The sequence below is a fragment of the Pseudomonas sp. DTU12.3 genome (assembly GCF_004124275.1).
GTDB classification, from domain to species: Bacteria; Pseudomonadota; Gammaproteobacteria; order Pseudomonadales; family Pseudomonadaceae; genus Aquipseudomonas; species Aquipseudomonas helmanticensis.
The window spans coordinates 1,451,935-1,470,240 of the sequence record NZ_CP027218.1 but is presented as its reverse complement, the minus strand read 5'-3'; the positions used below and the strand labels follow the sequence as shown (position 1 = coordinate 1,470,240).

The following is an 18,306-nucleotide window of genomic DNA, read 5'->3' as shown; positions in this document are numbered from 1 at the left end:
GCTGATTGATGCACGACTCTGTAGGAGCTGCCGCAGGCTGCGATCTTTTGATTTTGATTCACAAAAAACAGGATCAAAAGATCGCAGCCTGCGGCAGCTCCTACAGGGATCAGCGAAATTACTGATGAGACCGAGCCATGCACAACAACAATAATGAGCTGACCCTCAGCGCCCCGCTCAGCGGCCCGGTGCTCACGCTCGCCAAAGTCCCGGACGCGGTGTTCGCCAGCGGCGCCATGGGCGACGGCATTGCCATCGACCCGATCAACGACACCCTGTACTCGCCGTGCGCCGGGGTGATCATCCACGTCGCGCGCACCGGCCATGCACTCACCGTACGCGCCGACAACGGCGCGGAAATCCTCCTGCACCTGGGCCTCGACACCGTTGAACTGAATGGCGAAGGCTTCTCGATGCTGGTCAAGGAAGGCGTCCGCGTGACCAAGGGTCAGCCGTTGTTGCGCTATGACCTGGACAAGGTCGGTCAGCAGTGCAAAAGCCTCGTCAGCCTGTTGATCCTGACCAACAGCCAGGACTTTCAGGTACGCCCGATCACGCTGAAAGCGGTGAAGGTCGGCGAGCCGTTGTTGCACATTGTTGCGCGCAACAGCGTGGCGGCGAATGTTGCGGAAGTCGGCGGACCAGAGGTTCATGGTCATGTGTTGGTGGCTCATCGCGGTGGTTTGCATGCGCGCCCTGCGGCGCTGATTCGGCAGACTGCGCAAGGTTTCAAGAGTCAGTCGCAACTGCACTTCGCCGGTAAATCGGCGCCGTGCAACAGCCTGATCGGTTTGATGGGGCTGGCGGTTGGCGAGCAGGATGAAGTGCAAGTCAGCTGTCAGGGACCGGATGCTGAGGCGGCGTTGCAAGCGTTGCTCACGGCGCTGGCGACAGCCCCGCCGGATGATCATCACGCAGCCGCACCGGTCAGTGTTGCCCCTCTTAAACGCCCGGCCGAGGCAGGTGTGTTGCACGGTGTCTGCGCCGCGCCGGGACTGGTCGGTGGACCGCTGTTCCGTTTGAATGCGATCAGTTTGCCGGCGGATACGGGCGATCATGACCCGCTGCAACAGCAGCAGATTTTTGAATCCGCGCTGACGCAAGTGCGCGACGAAATCGAAGGCACCCTCGCCCAAGCGAAAAAACACAAGAACGCCGACGAAGAAGCAATCTTCGCCGCACACTTGGCGTTGCTGGAAGACCCGGCATTGCTCGACGCGGCACAACAATCCATCGAACAAGGCACTGCGGCGACTCACGCCTGGAGCCAGTCGATTGATGTGCAGTGCGAAGTCCTGCAACACACCGGCAGCGCACTGTTGGCGGAACGCGCCAATGATCTGCGCGACCTGAAACAACGCGTGCTGCGGGTGTTGCTCGGCGAAGCGTGGAATTACGATGTGCCTGCAGGCGCCATTGTCGCGGCGCATGAACTGACGCCGTCGGATCTGCTGCAACTCAGCGCTCAAGGTGTTGCCGGGTTGTGCATGGCCGAGGGTGGCGCGACTTCGCACGTGGCGATTCTCGCTCGCGGCAAAGGCTTGCCGTGCATGGTGGCGCTGGGTTCGGCGCTGCTTGATCAGCCGCAAGGCCAATCAGTAGTGCTCGATGCTGACGGTGGACGTCTCGAACTGGCACCAGATGCTGAACGTTTGGCTGAAGTTCAGCAGGCGCAAATCGATCGCCAGCAACGTCGCGATGCTCAACAGGCCAAAGCTCATCTGCCGGCCGAAACCCGTAATGGCGTGCACATCGAAGTCGTCGCCAATGTCGCCTCCAGCGGCGAAGCGGCGGACGCCTTTGCCAACGGTGCCGATGGCGTCGGTCTGCTACGCACCGAGTTTTTGTTCGTCGACCGGCAGACTGCTCCGGACGTGGAAGAGCAACGCAGCGCCTACCAAGCTGTGATCGATGCGATGGGCGATAAGTCAGTCATCATCCGCACCATCGACGTCGGCGGCGACAAGCAACTCGACTACCTGCCGCTGCCGATCGAAGCCAACCCGGTGCTCGGCCTACGCGGTATTCGTCTGGCTCAGGCCCGCCCGGAGATCCTCGATCAGCAACTGCGCGCGCTGCTGCAAGTCAGCCCGCTGCGTCGCTGCCGAATCCTGTTGCCGATGGTCACCGAAGTCGACGAACTGCTGCACATCCGCCAACGCGTGGATGCGCTATGCCTGGAGATGAACATTGCTCGGCGCCCGGAAATCGGCGTGATGATCGAAGTCCCCGCCGCCGCGCTGCAAGCCGAACAACTCGCCGAACACGCCGACTTCCTCTCGATCGGCACCAACGATTTATCGCAATACACCCTGGCCATGGATCGCGATCATGCCGGTCTTGCTGCCCGCGTCGACGCCCTGCACCCGGCGTTGCTGCGCCTGATCGCGATGACCTGCGAAGGCGCGGCGGTGCACAAGCGTTGGGTCGGCGTCTGCGGCGCCCTCGCCTCTGATCCGCTGGCCACGCCAGTGTTGATCGGTCTGGGCGTCACCGAACTCTCCGTCAGCCCGGTGCAGATCGGCGAGATAAAGGACCGCGTGCGCCAGGTGCACGAAGCCGAATGCCAGCGCCTCAGCCGCGACCTGCTCAAGTTGAGCAGCGCCGCCGCCGTGCGCCACGCCTGTCATCAACATTGGCCTCTGCGCTAACAAAAACAACAAGGACAAACGCCATGTACCAACTCTTTATCGAAGGTCTGCAACGCCTCGGCCGCGCGCTGATGCTGCCGATCGCGATCCTGCCGATTGCCGGCCTGCTGCTGCGGCTGGGTGACACCGACCTGCTGAACATCGCGATCATCCACGATGCCGGCCAGGTGATCTTCGCCAACCTGGCAATGATCTTCGCCATCGGCATCGCCGTCGGTTTCGCCAAGGACAACAACGGCACCGCTGGCCTCGCCGGGGTGATCGGTTATCTGGTGATGATCTCCACACTGAAGGTGCTCGATGCGAGCATCAACATGGGCATGCTCGCCGGCATCGTCAGCGGCCTGATGGCCGGCGCGCTGTACAACCGCTTCAAGGACATCAAGCTGCCGGAGTATCTGGCGTTCTTCGGTGGCCGGCGGTTTGTGCCTATTGTTACCGGGTTTGCAGCGGTCGGTCTGGGCGTGGTGTTCGGCTACATCTGGCCGCCAATCCAGCACGGGATCAACAGCTTCGGTGCCTTGATGATGGAAAGCGGCAGCATCGGCGCGTTCGTGTTTGGCGTGTTCAACCGCCTGCTGATCGTCACCGGCCTGCACCACATCCTCAACAACATGGCGTGGTTCGTGTTCGGCAACTTCACCGATCCAACCACTGGTGCACTTGTGACTGGCGACTTGTCGCGCTACTTCGCCGGCGATCCGAAGGGCGGCCAGTTCATGACCGGCATGTTCCCGGTGATGATCTTCGGCATGCCGGCGGCGTGTCTGGCGATGTATCGCAATGCACTGCCGGAACGCCGCAAAGTCATGGGCGGGATTTTCCTGTCGATGGCACTGACATCGTTTTTGACCGGCGTGACTGAGCCGATCGAATTCGCTTTCATGTTTTTGGCGCCGTTGTTGTTTCTGCTGCATGCGCTGCTGACCGGGTTGTCGATGGCGATTACCAATGCGATGAACATCCATTTGGGCTTCACCTTCTCGGGCGGTTTTATCGACATGATTCTCGGCTGGGGCAAGTCCACCAATGGCTGGCTGGTGGTCCCGGTCGGTCTGGCCTACGCGGTCCTCTACTACTTCATTTTTGATTTCTGCATTCGTCGCTTCAATCTGAAGACGCCGGGGCGTGAGGATGTGGCTGTTTGTGAAAAAGCCGTACTGACTGACAACGAACGGGCCAGTGCTTACATCAAGGCATTGGGCGGTGCGGATAATTTGGTCACCGTTGGCGCCTGCACTACGCGGTTGCGACTGGAGATGGTTGATCGCAACAAAGCTTCGGATGCTGATTTGAAAGCGCTGGGTGCGATGGCGGTGGTGCGTCCGGGTAAAGGTGGCAGTTTGCAGGTGGTTGTCGGGCCGATGGCGGACAGCATTGCGGACGAGATTCGCTTGGCGATGCCGGCGTTGGGGCGCGCGGTTTTGATTGAAACCGCTGCTGTCGCTGATAAGCCGAAAGTTGTGGCCGTTGCCGGTTCCGAGGCGCAGCAATGGCTGAATGCGCTGGGCGGTGGCGACAATGTGCTGCAACTGGATTGCATTGCGATGACACGAATCCGCCTGCAATTGGCGGATGGCAAGGCGTTGTCCGAGGCGCAGTTGAAGGATCTGGGGTGTCACGGTGTCAGCCAGTTGGATGGCGGGGTCTGGCATTTGCTGGTGGGGGATAAGGCCGCGAGCTTGAGCGTGGCACTGGAAAGCCTGGTGAATCGTAGCGAAGTCAGCGCCAAAGTCTGACCCCACACATCACCCATGTAGGAGCTGCCGCAGGCTGCGATCTTTTGATTTTGCTTTTTTACAATCATAAGCAAGAGCAAAAGATCGCAGCCTCGTTTCACTCGACAGCTCCTACAGGGAAGCTATCTATACGAAGAATCAGGCCGTCATCGCTGGCAAGCCAGGCTCCCACAGGTTCTTCACTGTTCTCAAAATTGTGCACGACCTTGTGGGAGCCGGCCTGCTGGCGATGAACGATGACGCGGTCGTCAGGTTTGTGGATCGACTCGATCCAGTGCGCGGTTTACTGCGAGTTCGGCGAGCATGATGATTTGCTGGATGGCCAGTGCCGTGCTGCGTTGCAAGCCGCCGAGTTCGGTTGCGAAGTTGCTGGCCATGGCGTTTGCTGATGCCAACGATTCACAGGCGTGGGCGAGCAGGCTTTCGGTGTCGACGCTGGGGTGGACGAGGAACATCGTGCTCGGTTGTCGGGGTTTGGCGGGTTCGGGGCTGAGGTAGAAATCGAGGGCGCGCTTGATGGCTTCGCGGTTTTTGGCGAGGTCTTCGGCGTGGATGGCGGCTTCGAGTGGGGTAATGGTTTCGGGGGGTGGATCGGGGATTAGTTTGTCCATCGAACAAGTCCTTTTAAGTATTGCAGCCACTTGCTCTCGATCTCACTCGAAGAAGGGTGGCAGCCATGTACGGAGTGAGATTACCGGTAAGGACCCCAAATCCGGCCGGACCGAAGTCCGCCCGCACATAGCCGCCATAAGGAACTGCTGACAGCGTGAGCTGGCCGCAATTATGGGGGCACTTGTCTGGGGATCCAAATCGGGTATCTCACCTCCCGGTCGCTGAATTGGCAGCGACAGGCAAAGACTAGAGAGCGCACGTCCGACGGACAACCTGAAAACTTTGTGGGAAGGTTCTGCTATTTATACACATATCTAAACAGACCAAAGCAAACCCTCACCCTAGCCCTCTCCCAGAGGGAGAGGGGACTGACCGAGGTGTTTGGTGGATGTACGCCGACGTGAAATACCGAGTCGAATTCAGATCCTGAAACAGATCAAAAGCCCCTCACTCTCCCCTCCCCCAGAGGGAGAGGGGACTGACCGAGGTGTTTGGTGGGTGTACGCCGACGTGAAATACCGAGTCGAATTCAGATCTTGAAACAGATCAAAAGCCCCTCACTCTCCCCTCCCCCAGAGGGAGAGGGGACTGACCGAGGTGTTTGGTGGATCTACGCCGACGTGAAATACCGAGTCGAATTCAGATCCTGAAACAGATCAAAAGCCCCTCACTCTCCCCTCCCCCAGAGGGAGAGGGGACTGACCGAGGTGTTTGGTGGATCTACGCCGACGTGAAATACCAAGTCGAACTCAGATCCTGAAACAGATCAAAAGCCCCTCACTCTCCCCTCCCCCAGAGGGAGAGGGGACTGACCGAGGTGTTTGGTGGATCTACGCCGACGTGAAATACCAAGTCGAACTCAGATCCTGAAAAGCCCACAAATCGGCTCCCTCTCCCCCGGGAGAGGGCTGGGGTGAGGGGCGAATCCACTTCAAAACCAAAGCCGAACGCTCCGCGCTCCTCACCACTCAATAGGCCGAGTGTCAGCTCGCCTGCGAACCCCATCGTCTACAAAATCGGGGGCAACAAAAAACCCGCAGACAGTCACTCATCTGCGGGTTTCCTGTTTCAGCAGCAAAAAGATCAGAAATCTTCCAGCCGCCACACTTCATAAGCCGGCGTCTCATAGGGATGGCTCAACTTGAGCGCCGCCACTACAGCAACGATCAACTCATCCGCCACCACCAGCTCAACCTTCCATTCCTCGACCCGCTCAACCTGCCCCGCTTCACCCATAAACGGCTGACTGCCGTGCAAAGGCCGAAATTGACCAGACCCAAGCACCTGCCACGCACAGTGGTCATAGTCACCGATCCGCCCACCACCGGCAGCGAACACGGCCCCTTTGACCACTTCGACATGACTGTCAGGAACAAAAAAGGCGAGCTTGTACACAGGCCTTAGTTCACCCAAACGCGCGCGTTACGGAACATACGCATCCAAGGTGCGTCCTCGTTCCAGTCTTCCGAACGCCACGAGTTCTGCACGGCACGGAACACACGCTCCGGGTGCGGCATCATGATCGTCACGCGGCCGTCACGGCTGGTGAGACCGGTAATCCCGCGCGGCGAACCGTTCGGGTTGGCCGGATAACGCTCGGTGACCTTGCCGCTGTTGTCGACGAAACGCATCGCCACGCAACCGGACAGATCGGCTTCCAGCAGTGCCTCTTCGCTGGAGAACTCGGCGTGACCTTCACCGTGAGCAATGGCGATCGGCATACGCGAACCGGCCATGCCCTGCAGGAAGATCGAGTTCGACTCCTGAATCTGCACCATCGCCACGCGCGCTTCGAACTGCTCGGAGCGGTTACGCACGAAGTGCGGCCAGAACTCGCTGCCCGGGATCAGCTCGTGCAGGTTGGACATCATCTGGCAACCGTTGCACACGCCGAGGGTAAAGCTGTCGTTACGCTCGAAGAAACCCTGGAACGCATCGCGGGCACGGCTGTTGAACAGTGCCGACTTGGCCCAGCCTTCACCGGCGCCGAGAACGTCGCCGTAGGAGAAACCACCGCACGCCACCAGACCTTTGAACTCGTTCAGGTCGACGCGGCCAGCGAGAATGTCGCTCATGTGCACGTCGATTGCGTTGAAACCGGCACGGTCGAACGCAGCCGCCATTTCCACCTGACCGTTGACGCCCTGCTCACGCAGCACGGCAACCTGTGGACGGATGCCCTTCTTGATGTAAGGCGCGGCGATGTCCTGGTTGACGTCGTAGCTGAGCTTGACGCTCAGGCCCGGGTTGTCTTCTTCCAGCAGCACGTCGAACTCTTGCTCGGCGCAGTCGGCGTTGTCGCGCAGACGCTGGATCTGGTAGCTGGTTTCAGCCCAGGTACGTTGCAGCAGACGACGCTGGCCTTCGAACACGGTGTCACCGTTGAAGGTGATGTTGATCTGGCCATTGTTGATCGGCTGACCGATCACAGAAACACAGTCGCCCAGACCGGCCGCGCTGAATTGCGCGAGGATGTCTGGTGTGGCGTCCTGGCGAACCTGGATCACTGCACCCAGTTCTTCGTTGAACAGGATGGCGGCGATGTCGGCGGTGGTTTCAGCCAGACCATCAAGGTTCAGGCTCAGACCGCAATGACCGGCGAAGGCCATTTCCACCACGGAGGTCAGCAGACCACCGTCGGAACGGTCGTGGTACGCCAGCAGGTGACCGTCGGCGTTCAAGCCCTGGATCACCGCGAAGAAGGCTTTCAGGTCTTCGGCGTCATCGACGTCCGGAGCGTGTTTGCCGAGCTTGCCGTGTGTCTGAGCAAGGATCGAAGCACCCATACGGTTCTGCCCGCGACCGAGGTCGATCAGGATCAGGTCGGTGGTGCCCTTGTCCATGCGCAGTTCCGGGGTCAGGGTCTGACGGATGTCAGCCACTGGCGCGAAACCGGTCACGATCAGCGACATCGGCGAGGTCACGGTTTTTTCTTCGCCGTTATCGTTCCAGCGAGTGGCCATGGACATCGAGTCCTTGCCCACCGGAATGGTGATGCCCAGCTCAGGGCACAATTCCATACCGACCGCTTTCACGGTGTCGTACAGACGCGCGTCTTCGCCCGGGTGACCGGCAGCGGACATCCAGTTCGCCGACAGTTTGATGTCGGAGATCTTGTTGATGCGCGACGCGGCGATGTTGGTCAGGGTTTCGCCGATGGCCATGCGGCCCGACGCCGGGGCGTCCAGCAGAGCCAGCGGAGTACGCTCGCCCATCGCCATCGCTTCACCGGTGTAAACGTCGAAGCTGGTCGCGGTGACGGCAACGTCGGCCACCGGAACCTGCCACGGGCCGACCATTTGGTCACGGGCCACGAGGCCGGTGATGGTGCGGTCGCCGATGGTGATCAGGAAGCTTTTGCTCGCCACGGCCGGGTGATGCAGAACGCGTTCGATGGACTCGCTGATGTCGAGGTTCGACGGATCGAAGTCATCGCCCATTTCCGCTTCGCGAACCACCGAGCGGTGCATGCGCGGGGCTTTGCCCAGCAACACTTCCAGTGGCATGTCCACCGGGTTGTTGCCAAAGTGGCTGTCGGTCACGGTCAGTTGCGGTTCAGCGGTGGCTTCACCGACAACGGCAAACGGGCAGCGCTCACGTTCGCAGATCGCCTGGAAGCGCGCGAAGTCTTCAGGGCCGACGGCCAGAACGTAACGTTCCTGGGATTCGTTGGACCAGATTTCGTGCGGGGCCATGCCCGGCTCGTCGTTTGGAATGTTGCGCAGTTCGAAACGGCCACCGCGGTCGCCGTCGTTGACCAGTTCCGGGAAGGCGTTGGACAGACCGCCCGCGCCAACGTCGTGGATGAAGCTGATCGGGTTCTTGTCACCCAGTTGCCAGCAACGATCGATGACTTCCTGGCAACGACGCTCCATTTCAGGGTTTTCACGCTGCACGGAAGCGAAGTCGAGATCCGCCGAGCTGGTGCCGGTGGCCATCGAGGAAGCGGCACCGCCACCCAGACCGATCAACATCGCCGGGCCGCCGAGCACGATCAGCTTGGAGCCAACCAGGATCTCGCCTTTCTTGACGTGTTCTTCGCGGATGTTGCCCATGCCGCCAGCGAGCATGATCGGCTTGTGGTAACCACGAACTTCGTCACCGTGCGGGGTGGTGATCGACTGTTCGAAGGTACGGAAGTAGCCAGTCAGGGCCGGACGGCCGAATTCGTTGTTGAATGCGGCGCCGCCGAGCGGACCTTCGATCATGATGTCCAGCGCGGTGACGATGCGCTCAGGCTTGCCGTACGGCACTTCCCACGGCTGTTCGAAGCCGGGGATCTGCAGGTTCGACACGGTGAAACCGGTGAGGCCAGCCTTTGGCTTGGCGCCACGGCCGGTTGCACCTTCGTCACGGATCTCGCCGCCGGAACCGGTCGATGCGCCCGGGAACGGAGCGATCGCGGTCGGGTGGTTGTGGGTTTCAACCTTCATCAGGATGTGCACCGGCTCCTGCACCGCACCGTACTGGCGGGTCTCAGGGTTCGGGAAGAAACGGCCGGCAACGTTGCCGACGATCACCGAGGCGTTGTCCTTATAAGCCGACAGAACGCCTTCGCTGTGCATCACGTAAGTGTTCTTGATCATGCCGAACAGGCTTTTTTCCTGGTTCTCACCATCAATATCCCAACTGGCGTTGAAGATCTTGTGGCGGCAGTGTTCGGAGTTGGCCTGGGCAAACATCATCAGTTCGATGTCGTGCGGGTTGCGCTTCAAACCGTTGAAGGCGTCGACCAGATAGTCGATCTCGTCTTCGGCCAGAGCCAGGCCCAGCTCGGTGTTGGCTTTTTCCAGCGCGGCGCGACCACCACCGAGGATGTCGATTGCAGTCAGCGGCTTCGGCTCGGCGTGGCTGAACAGACCGGCGGCCTGTTCGAGGTTGGCCAGCACGATCTGCGTCATGCGGTCATGCAGCACGTCGGCGATCTGCTGGGCTTCGGCTTCACTGAACTGACCGGCCACGTAGAAGGCGATACCGCGCTCCAGACGCTGGATCTTGCTCAGGCCGCAGTTGCGGGCAATGTCGCTGGCCTTGCTCGACCATGGCGAGATGGTGCCGAAACGCGGCAACACCAGAAACAGACGACCGGTCGGCTCTTGTACCGGAACGCTTGGGCCGTACTTCAGAAGGCGCGCTAGCACCTGCTGTTCGTCGCCGGTCAGGACGCCGGTGACTTCGGCGAAGTGAGCGAATTCAGCATACAGGCCACTGACAGCTGGAACCTTCTGGCTCAGTTGCTCAAGGAGTTTGCTGTGGCGAAAGGCAGAAAGGGCAGGAGCGCCGCGCAGGATCAACATCTTCGGGACAGCCTCGGGAAGGGGTGTGCTTTGAGGCCGTGCATTCTAGCCTAAACCGCCCCCAACATCACCCGAAACGCTACGCACGGTTGCACTCGGGTATCAATCTGTGTTTCCGACTCCAGAGTCAGGTAAATCGGCTATTTACAGGCTGCTTATTTTTACTGTAACAAAAAGCCGTAAAGGCCCGCTCCTGCGGGGTTTCGTGCAGTTTTGTGATCGCTAGCAGACTGGCCCTGCGCTGTCGAGATATGGCGCTCGCAGCCGTTTGCGTATACTGCGCAGATGTTTTTCCCAACGGCTTTGCGTCCGCGGTACGCCAAATGGCTGATCGCAACCGGACTCTTCCTGATGCTCGGTGGCTGTGTTGATAAACCCAACACACTCGAGCGCGTAAAGGAGGATGGTGTGCTGCGGGTGATTACCCGTAACAGCCCCGCCACCTACTTTCAGGATCGCAGCGGTGAAACCGGCTTCGAATACGAGCTGGTGAAGCGCTTCGCCGACGATTTGGGTGTTGAACTGAAGATCGAGACTGCCGACAACCTCGATGACCTTTTCGACCAGATCGGCAAACCGAACGGCCCGGTGCTGGCCGCCGCCGGTCTGGTCAGCAGCGAACAACGCAAGAAGCAGGTGCGCTTCTCGCACTCCTACCTCGAAGTCACCCCGCAGATCATTTACCGCAATGGCCAGTCGCGGCCGACCGATCCCGGTGATCTGGTCGGCAAGAAGATCATGGTGCTCAAGGGCAGCACCCACGCCGAGCAACTGGCCGAGCTGAAAAAGAAATACCCCGGCATCGAATACGAAGAGTCCGATGCGGTTGAAGTGGTCGACCTGTTGCGCATGGTCGATGAAGGTCAGATCGACCTGACCCTGGTCGATTCCAACGAAGTGGCGATGAACCAGGTGTACTTCACCAACATCCGCGTGGCCTTCGACCTCGGCGATGCGCGCAGCCAGAGCTGGGCCGTTGGCCCGGGCGAAGACAACAGCCTGCTCAACGAGATCAACGCGTATCTGGACAAAGTGCAGAAGAACGGCACCCTGCAACGCCTGAAAGACCGTTACTACGGCCACGTCGATGTCCTCGGCTACATGGGCGCCACCACCTTCGCCCAGCACTTGCAGCAGCGCCTGCCGAAATACGAACAGCACTTCAAGAATTACGCGAAGAAAGAGAAAGTCGACTGGCGCCTGCTCGCGGCCATTGGTTATCAGGAATCGCTGTGGCAACCCACGGTCACCTCGAAGACCGGCGTGCGCGGGCTGATGATGCTCACGCAGAACACCGCACAGGCCATGGGCGTGTCCAACCGCCTCGACCCGAAGCAGAGCATCATGGGCGGCGCCAAGTACCTGGCGTATATGAAGGATCAGCTCGACGATTCAATCAAGGAACCAGACCGTACATGGTTTGCCCTGGCGGCCTACAACGTTGGCAGCGGTCATCTGGATGACGCGCGCAAGCTGACGGCCAAGGAAGGCTTGAACCCGGACAAGTGGCTGGATGTAAAGAAGATCCTGCCGCGTCTGTCGCAGAAGCAGTGGTACAGCAAAACGCGTTACGGCTACGCCCGCGGTGGTGAGCCGGTGCATTTTGTGGCGAACATTCGGCGTTATTACGACATCTTGACTTGGGTGACTCAGCCGCAGCTTGAGGGCGATCAAGTGGCCGAGGGCAATCTGCATGTGCCGGGCATCGACAAGTCAAAACCGGCGCAAGAACCTGCCCCCCTCTAACCAACACCGTAGAACCCATGTGGGAGCGGGCTTGCTCGCGAATGCGTCGTGTCAGTCGACATTATTTTTGACTGATACACCGCGTTCGCGAGCAAGCCCGCTCCCACTTTTGGTGTTGGGTTGATGCTTAAGCTTTGGCAGCAGCCAGAATCAGCGCTTTCATCTCGGACACGGCAGACTTGAAGCCGACGAACAACGCATGCGCCACCAGCGCATGGCCGATGTTCAGTTCATTGATGCCTTTGATCGCCGCCACCGCTTCAACGTTGTGGTAATGCAAACCGTGACCCGCGTTAACGATCAAGCCTTGGGCCAGACCAAACGCCACGCCATCCGCCACACGCTTCAATTCTTCAGCCACTTCAGTCGGGGTTTCGGCATCGGCGTAACGCCCGGTGTGCAACTCGATGGCCGGCGCACCGACGCGCTTCGACGCGGCGATCTGGCGCTCGTCGGCATCGATGAACAGCGACACTTCGCTGCCGATCTTCGACAGACGCTCAACCGCAGCCTTGATCCGTTCTTCCTGCCCCGCTACATCAAGGCCGCCTTCAGTGGTCAGCTCCTGACGGGTTTCCGGTACCAGACAGATATGCGCCGGGCGAATCCGCTCGGCGAACGCCATCATTTCTTCGGTGACGCCCATTTCGAAATTCATGCGGGTTTGCAGCACATCCTTGAGCAGCAGTACATCGCGCTCCTGAATGTGTCGGCGGTCTTCGCGCAGGTGCACGGTGATGCCATCGGCGCCCGCCTCTTCCGCGTCCAGTGCAGCCTTGACCGGATCCGGGTAGCGCGTGCCACGGGCCTGACGCAGGGTGGCGACGTGGTCGATGTTCACGCCAAGAAGAATGCGATTGCTGGTGGTCACGGATGCGCTCCTGAATTGAGAGATTCGGCGCACAGCATACGGGGTGATCAGGGCTTGCGAAACAGTTCGCGACTGACGAGAGGACGACCGCCCAGATGAACGGCCAATGCCTGACGCATCAAGCGCTTGGCGGCGGACAGCGCGCCGGGGGCGGTCCAGTCGGCTTCGGCCATGGCCAGCAACTCAACACCGTTGAACAGGCCGGGCTGCAGCAGGAAAACCCGTTCCAGGCCCGCATCCACTTGCAAACGGTAGAGCCCATCCGGAGCGATGGGCTCGCCGTGAACATCGGTATTCAGTGAAAAGCCGTAACCGAGATCGTCCAATAGTCGCCATTCGAAAGAGCGCAGCAATGGCTCCAGCGGCCGACCTTCAGCCAATGCCAGCAAGGTCGCGGCGTAGTGATCGAATACGCCCGGGTGCGGATCCTCGGCAGGCAGCAAGCGGATCAGCAGCTCATTGAGATAGAGTCCGCTGAACAGCGCCTCACCGTTGAGCCACGCCGAAGTGCCGGCACTTTCCATGCGCCCGACATTCTTCAATTCGCCCTTGCCGCGAAACTCGACTTCCAGCGACACGAATGGCCGCGCCAACGTCCCGGCCTTGCCCCGTGCACTGCGCAACACCGCCCGCAGCCGACCTTGCGGCGTGAGGAAATCGACCAGCGCGCTGGTTTCACGGTAGGCGCGACTGTGCAGGACATAGGCGGGTTGGGCGGGAGGCGGGTTTTGCGACATTGAGTTCTCGATGAAGAAACGCAGTTTTGTAAACAACCCAAAACCAAATGTGGGAGCGGGCTTGCTCGCGAATGCGGTGTAACAGTCAACATCAATGCTGAATGTTACACCGCATTCGCGAGCAAGCCCGCTCCCACAGGGGTTCGCTGGTGTATCAGAAAACCGGGACTGTTACAGGTCGCCGTAACCCAGCGATCGCAGTGCGCGCTCGTCGTCGGACCAGCCGCCCTTCACCTTCACCCACAGGTTGAGCATGATCTTGGAGTCGAACAGCAGCTCCATGTCCTTGCGCGCTTCGGTGCCGATGCGCTTGATACGCTCGCCCTTGTCGCCAATGATGATCTTCTTCTGGCCGTCACGTTCAACGAGGATCAAAGCGTGGATATGCAGGGTCTTGCCCTGCTGCTTGAACTCTTCGATTTCGACGGTGATCTGGTACGGCAGCTCGGCGCCCATCTGGCGCATGATCTTCTCGCGTACCAGTTCGGCGGCGAGGAAACGGCTGCTGCGGTCGGTGATCTGGTCTTCCGGGAAGAAGTGATCGTTCTCCGGCAGGTGATCGGCGATGACTTTTTCCAGCGCGTCGAGGTTGTGCCCATGCTGTGCGGAAATAGGAATGATCTGCGCGTTCGGCAGTTGTTCCTGCAGCCAGCTCAGGTGCGGCATCAGCTCGGCTTTGTCTTCGATGCGATCGGTCTTGTTCAGCGCGACGATCAGCGGGCCGGTCACGTACTGCACGCGCTCCAGCACCATCTGGTCTTCGTCGGTCCACTTGGTGCGGTCGACCACGAAGATCACCACGTCGACGTCTTTCAACGCCGCCGAAGCGGTCTTGTTCATGTAACGGTTCAGGGCCTTTTCGCCACCCTTGTGCATGCCGGGGGTGTCGACGTAGATCGCTTGCACGTCACCCTCGGTCTTGATCCCGAGCATGTTATGGCGAGTGGTCTGCGGCTTGCGCGAAGTGATCGCGAGTTTCTGGCCGAGGATGTGGTTCAACAACGTCGACTTGCCGACGTTGGGACGGCCGACGATGGCAACATAGCCACAGCGAGTTGCGTTTGTATCAGTCATTGCCATTCTCCACGCCCAGGGCAATCAGTGCTGCGGCGGCCGCTACCTGTTCGGCAATACGACGGCTCACACCCTGACCTCGGCTTTTTTCATTCAGTAAGACAACTTCGCACTCGACGAAGAAAATTCGGCAGTGCGGCTCGCCCTGGATATCCACCACTTCGTAGCGTGGCAGATCGCAACCGCGCGATTGCAGGTGTTCCTGCAGACGGGTTTTCGGATCCTTGTTGGTATCGACCAGCGTCAGGCCTTCGAACTCGCCAGCCAGCCAGGCCAGGACGCGTTCGCGTGCCATGTCCATGCCAGCATCGAGATAGATGGCGCCGATCAACGCTTCGAGGGCATCGGCCAGAATCGATTCGCGACGGAAACCGCCGCTCTTCAGTTCACCGGAGCCCAATCGCAGGTAATCGCCCAGGTCGAAACCGCGTGCCAGGACGGCCAGCGTCTCACCTTTCACCAGGCGTGCGCGCAAACGCGACAACTGGCCTTCGCGGGCCAGCGGGAAGCGATCGAAGAGCGCCTCGCCAGCGACGAAGTTGAGGATGGCATCACCGAGGAATTCCAGGCGTTCGTTGTTGCGCCCGGCAAAACTGCGGTGCGTCAGGGCCAGCAGCATCAGCTCCTGATCCTTGAAGGTGTATCCGAGCTGACGCTCGAGACGGCTTAGAGAAACGCTCACGGTTTACCCACGCTGAGTTCGTGGCTGGATTCCACCGCCATCGCCGGGATACGGCGCAGGCCTGGGACAATTAACGCTGTGTTCAAAAATTACATCCTGAATATCGTGGCTTCATGCCCCGGAGCCGATTGTGGTGGCTCCAGAAATGCATTCGGCGCTGTGGTCAACAGCGCCGTGTGTGATTACTTGATCAGGCCAACCCGCGAGAAATTCGGCAGGTGACTGAGTTTCGGTTCCGGCCAGCTCATCCAGACCGCGAAGGCCTTGCCGACGATATTCTGGTCGGGAACCATGCCCAGCAGATCCTTGGGAATGTTCGGATCATCCCAGTAGCGACTGTCGTTCGAATTGTCGCGGTTGTCGCCCATCATGAAGTAGTGCCCGGCAGGCACTGTCCACGAACGATCCGGGGTGGCGCGGTAGCGGCTCATTTCCTTGCGGATCAGGTGCTCTGCGGCGCCGAGTTTTTCTTTGTACAGTTCAGCGCTGCCCAGCGTGCCCGGCTCGGAGCCGACCAGCTGCTCGGCGATCGACTCGCCATTCACAAACAGGTGCTTGTCGGCGGTGTAGCGAATCGTGTCGCCCGGCAGGCCGACTACACGCTTGATGTAGTTGACGTTCGGGTCGCTCGGGTAGCGGAACACCATGACATCGCCGCGCTGCGGATCACCGACTTCGATGATTTTCTTGTCGATAACCGGCAAGCGGATACCGTAGGAAAACTTGTTCACCAGAATGAAGTCGCCAACATCCAGCGTAGGCTTCATCGAGCCGGACGGGATCTGGAACGGCTCCACCAGAAACGAACGCAGCACCAGCACGATGAACAACACCGGAAAAAACGACTTGCCGTACTCAACCAGCAGCGGCTCTTTGTTGAGTTTCTCGACAACCACGACATCAGGCTGACCGACACTGCCCTGATAAGAGGCAATGGCGGCACGCCGACGCGGTGCCAGGATCAACAGATCAAGCAACGCCAACAGGCCGCAGACGAACACGGCGATGACCAGCAACAGCGGGAAATTTAGTGACATAGGACCTAACTATCCAACCTGAGCACTGCAAGGAAGGCTTCTTGTGGAATTTCCACGTTACCGACTTGCTTCATGCGTTTTTTACCGGCCTTTTGCTTCTCGAGCAGTTTCTTCTTACGGCTGACGTCACCACCGTAGCATTTGGCCAATACGTTCTTTCTGAGTGCCTTGACGGTTGTCCGTGCAACGATCTGACCACCAATGGCAGCCTGGATAGCCACGTCGAACATCTGACGAGGAATCAGTTCTTTCATCTTCTCGGTCAACTGGCGACCTTTGTAGTGCGAGTTGTCACGGTGCACGATCAATGCGAGCGCATCGACCTTGTCGCCGTTGATCAGCACGTCCAGTTTCACCAGATTAGCCGATTGGTAGCGATCGAAGTGGTAGTCCAGCGAAGCATAGCCACGGCTGGTGGATTTGAGACGGTCGAAGAAGTCGAGGACCACTTCGTTCATCGGCAAGTCGTAAGTGACCTGCACCTGATTGCCGAGGAACAGCATGTCGACCTGGACGCCACGCTTCTCGATGCACAGGGTGATGACGTTGCCCAGGTGCTCTTGCGGCACGAGGATGTTGGCCCGCACGATCGGCTCGCGCATGTCTTCGACAGACGAGATATCCGGAAGCTTCGACGGGTTGTCGACGTAAATCGTTTCACCGGTTTTCAGCACCAGCTCGAAGATTACCGTCGGTGCCGTGGTGATCAGGTCCAGGTCGTACTCGCGCTCGAGGCGCTCCTGGATGATTTCCATGTGCAACATGCCGAGGAACCCGCAACGGAAGCCGAAGCCCAGTGCGTCGGAGCTCTCCGGGGTGTATTGCAGCGACGAGTCGTTGAGGGTCAGCTTCTGCAGCGCTTCGCGGAAATCCTCGAAGTCGTCGGAGCTGACAGGGAACAGACCGGCGTATACCTGTGGCTGGATGCGTTTGAAGCCGGGCAGCACTTCAACGTCCGGGGTCGAGCTCAGGGTCAGGGTGTCACCGACCGGTGCACCGTGAATGTCCTTGATGCTGGCGATGATGAAGCCCACTTCGCCGGCCTTGAGGTCAACGGTGGCGGTGTGTTTCGGGTTGAATACGCCAACGCTGTCGACCAGGTGGATCTTGCCGGTCGACTTGACGAGGATCTTGTCGCCCTTCTTCACGCGGCCATGACGCACGCGCACCAGGGAGACTACGCCCAGGTAGTTGTCGAACCAGGAGTCGATGATCAACGCTTGCAGCGGATCTTCGATGTTGCCGGTCGGCGCGGGGATGGTCTGCACCAGACGCTCGAGCACTTCGTCGACACCCAGGCCGGTCTTGGCGCTGCAGGTGACGGCGTCGGTGGCGTCGATGCCGATGATCTTCTCGATCTCGTCCTTGACGCGATCGGGATCGGCCTGCGGCAGGTCGATCTTGTTCAGCACCGGCATGACCTCGAGGCCCTGCTCGATGGCGGTGTAGCAGTTGGCCACGGACTGGGCTTCAACACCCTGACCGGCATCGACCACCAGCAAGGCACCTTCACACGCTGCCAGGGAACGGCTGACTTCGTAGGTGAAGTCGACGTGGCCCGGGGTGTCAATGAAGTTCAGCTGGTACTTGATGCCATCTTTGGCCGTGTAATAAAGGGTGACGCTATGGGCCTTGATGGTGATCCCGCGTTCACGCTCCAGATCCATGGAATCCAGTACCTGGGCTTCCATTTCACGTTCGGCCAGGCCGCCGCACATCTGGATGAAGCGATCGGCCAGCGTCGACTTGCCATGGTCAATGTGGGCGATGATGGAGAAATTGCGGATATGACTCAAATCACTCACGGATCAACACTCAAAAAGGCTGCAGGCATAGCCCGCCGAAAAATAGCCGGGAATT

Annotated in this window: 12 protein-coding genes; 3 read left to right on the top strand and 9 right to left on the bottom strand. The window is 59.6% G+C overall.

What is annotated here, in order from left to right; all coding sequences use genetic code 11:
* Window positions 1-137: 137 nt before the first annotated feature.
* Window positions 138-2,651, top strand: a complete 2,514-nt coding sequence (ptsP, locus tag C2E19_RS06530; protein ID WP_129389568.1) for a phosphoenolpyruvate--protein phosphotransferase — start codon at window positions 138-140, stop codon at window positions 2,649-2,651.
* A gap of 23 nt (window positions 2,652-2,674) precedes the next feature.
* Entirely contained in the window at window positions 2,675-4,390 is a 1,716-nt protein-coding gene (gene nagE, locus C2E19_RS06525; protein WP_129389565.1) for an N-acetylglucosamine-specific PTS transporter subunit IIBC, read from the top strand.
* Window positions 4,391-4,638: 248 nt separating this feature from the next.
* Here the strand turns inward: nagE and C2E19_RS06520 are convergent, their stop codons facing one another.
* The 3 genes from C2E19_RS06520 to purL form a co-directional block, all read right to left on the bottom strand.
* Entirely contained in the window at window positions 4,639-5,001 is a 363-nt protein-coding gene (locus C2E19_RS06520; protein WP_129389562.1) for a DUF6124 family protein, read from the bottom strand.
* A 1,084-nt stretch (window positions 5,002-6,085) separates the two neighbouring features.
* Window positions 6,086-6,397, bottom strand: a complete 312-nt coding sequence (locus tag C2E19_RS06515) for a YqfO family protein (protein ID WP_129389559.1) — start codon at window positions 6,395-6,397, stop codon at window positions 6,086-6,088.
* Between the two features lie 5 nt (window positions 6,398-6,402).
* Window positions 6,403-10,299, bottom strand: a complete 3,897-nt coding sequence (gene purL / locus C2E19_RS06510; RefSeq protein WP_129389557.1) for a phosphoribosylformylglycinamidine synthase — start codon at window positions 10,297-10,299, stop codon at window positions 6,403-6,405.
* 285 nt (window positions 10,300-10,584) lie between these two features.
* Here purL and mltF point away from each other — a divergent pair, with 285 nt between their 5' ends.
* Window positions 10,585-12,045, top strand: a complete 1,461-nt coding sequence (gene mltF, locus C2E19_RS06505; RefSeq protein WP_129389554.1) for a membrane-bound lytic murein transglycosylase MltF — start codon at window positions 10,585-10,587, stop codon at window positions 12,043-12,045.
* Between the two features lie 127 nt (window positions 12,046-12,172).
* Here the strand turns inward: mltF and pdxJ are convergent, their stop codons facing one another.
* The 6 genes from pdxJ to lepA all read right to left on the bottom strand — a co-directional run bounded on the left by pdxJ (window position 12,173) and on the right by lepA (window position 18,251).
* Window positions 12,173-12,916, bottom strand: a complete 744-nt coding sequence (pdxJ, locus tag C2E19_RS06495; protein ID WP_129389552.1) for a pyridoxine 5'-phosphate synthase — start codon at window positions 12,914-12,916, stop codon at window positions 12,173-12,175.
* A 47-nt stretch (window positions 12,917-12,963) separates the two neighbouring features.
* Window positions 12,964-13,653, bottom strand: coding sequence for a DNA repair protein RecO (gene recO, locus C2E19_RS06490; RefSeq protein WP_129389549.1), 690 nt, complete (start codon window positions 13,651-13,653; stop codon window positions 12,964-12,966).
* Between the two features lie 171 nt (window positions 13,654-13,824).
* Entirely contained in the window at window positions 13,825-14,727 is a 903-nt protein-coding gene (gene era / locus C2E19_RS06485) for a GTPase Era (protein WP_007909024.1), read from the bottom strand.
* The gene (gene rnc / locus C2E19_RS06480; protein WP_129389545.1) at window positions 14,720-15,409 is read right to left on the bottom strand and encodes a ribonuclease III; all 690 of its coding nucleotides are present in this window, start codon (window positions 15,407-15,409) and stop codon (window positions 14,720-14,722) included. Before rnc ends, era begins: the two co-directional genes overlap by 8 nt.
* A 182-nt stretch (window positions 15,410-15,591) precedes the next feature.
* Window positions 15,592-16,446 carry a signal peptidase I gene (lepB, locus tag C2E19_RS06475; RefSeq protein ID WP_129389542.1) on the bottom strand — a complete coding sequence of 285 codons (855 nt, stop codon included), beginning with the start codon at window positions 16,444-16,446 and terminating at the stop codon, window positions 15,592-15,594.
* Between the two features lie 5 nt (window positions 16,447-16,451).
* Complete coding sequence (lepA, locus tag C2E19_RS06470) at window positions 16,452-18,251, bottom strand: translation elongation factor 4 (protein WP_129389540.1); 1,800 nt, start codon at window positions 18,249-18,251, stop codon at window positions 16,452-16,454.
* Window positions 18,252-18,306 lie beyond the last annotated feature (55 nt).

Coding starts and splice junctions, on each gene's coding strand:
- ptsP (WP_129389568.1), top strand. CDS start 138: ATGCACAACAACAATAATGAGCTGACCCTCAGCGCCCCGCTCAGCGGC.
- nagE (WP_129389565.1), top strand. CDS start 2,675: ATGTACCAACTCTTTATCGAAGGTCTGCAACGCCTCGGCCGCGCGCTG.
- C2E19_RS06520 (WP_129389562.1), bottom strand. CDS start 5,001: ATGGACAAACTAATCCCCGATCCACCCCCCGAAACCATTACCCCACTC.
- purL (WP_129389557.1), bottom strand. CDS start 10,299: ATGTTGATCCTGCGCGGCGCTCCTGCCCTTTCTGCCTTTCGCCACAGC.
- mltF (WP_129389554.1), top strand. CDS start 10,585: ATGTTTTTCCCAACGGCTTTGCGTCCGCGGTACGCCAAATGGCTGATC.
- recO (WP_129389549.1), bottom strand. CDS start 13,653: ATGTCGCAAAACCCGCCTCCCGCCCAACCCGCCTATGTCCTGCACAGT.
- era (WP_007909024.1), bottom strand. CDS start 14,727: ATGACTGATACAAACGCAACTCGCTGTGGCTATGTTGCCATCGTCGGC.
- lepB (WP_129389542.1), bottom strand. CDS start 16,446: ATGTCACTAAATTTCCCGCTGTTGCTGGTCATCGCCGTGTTCGTCTGC.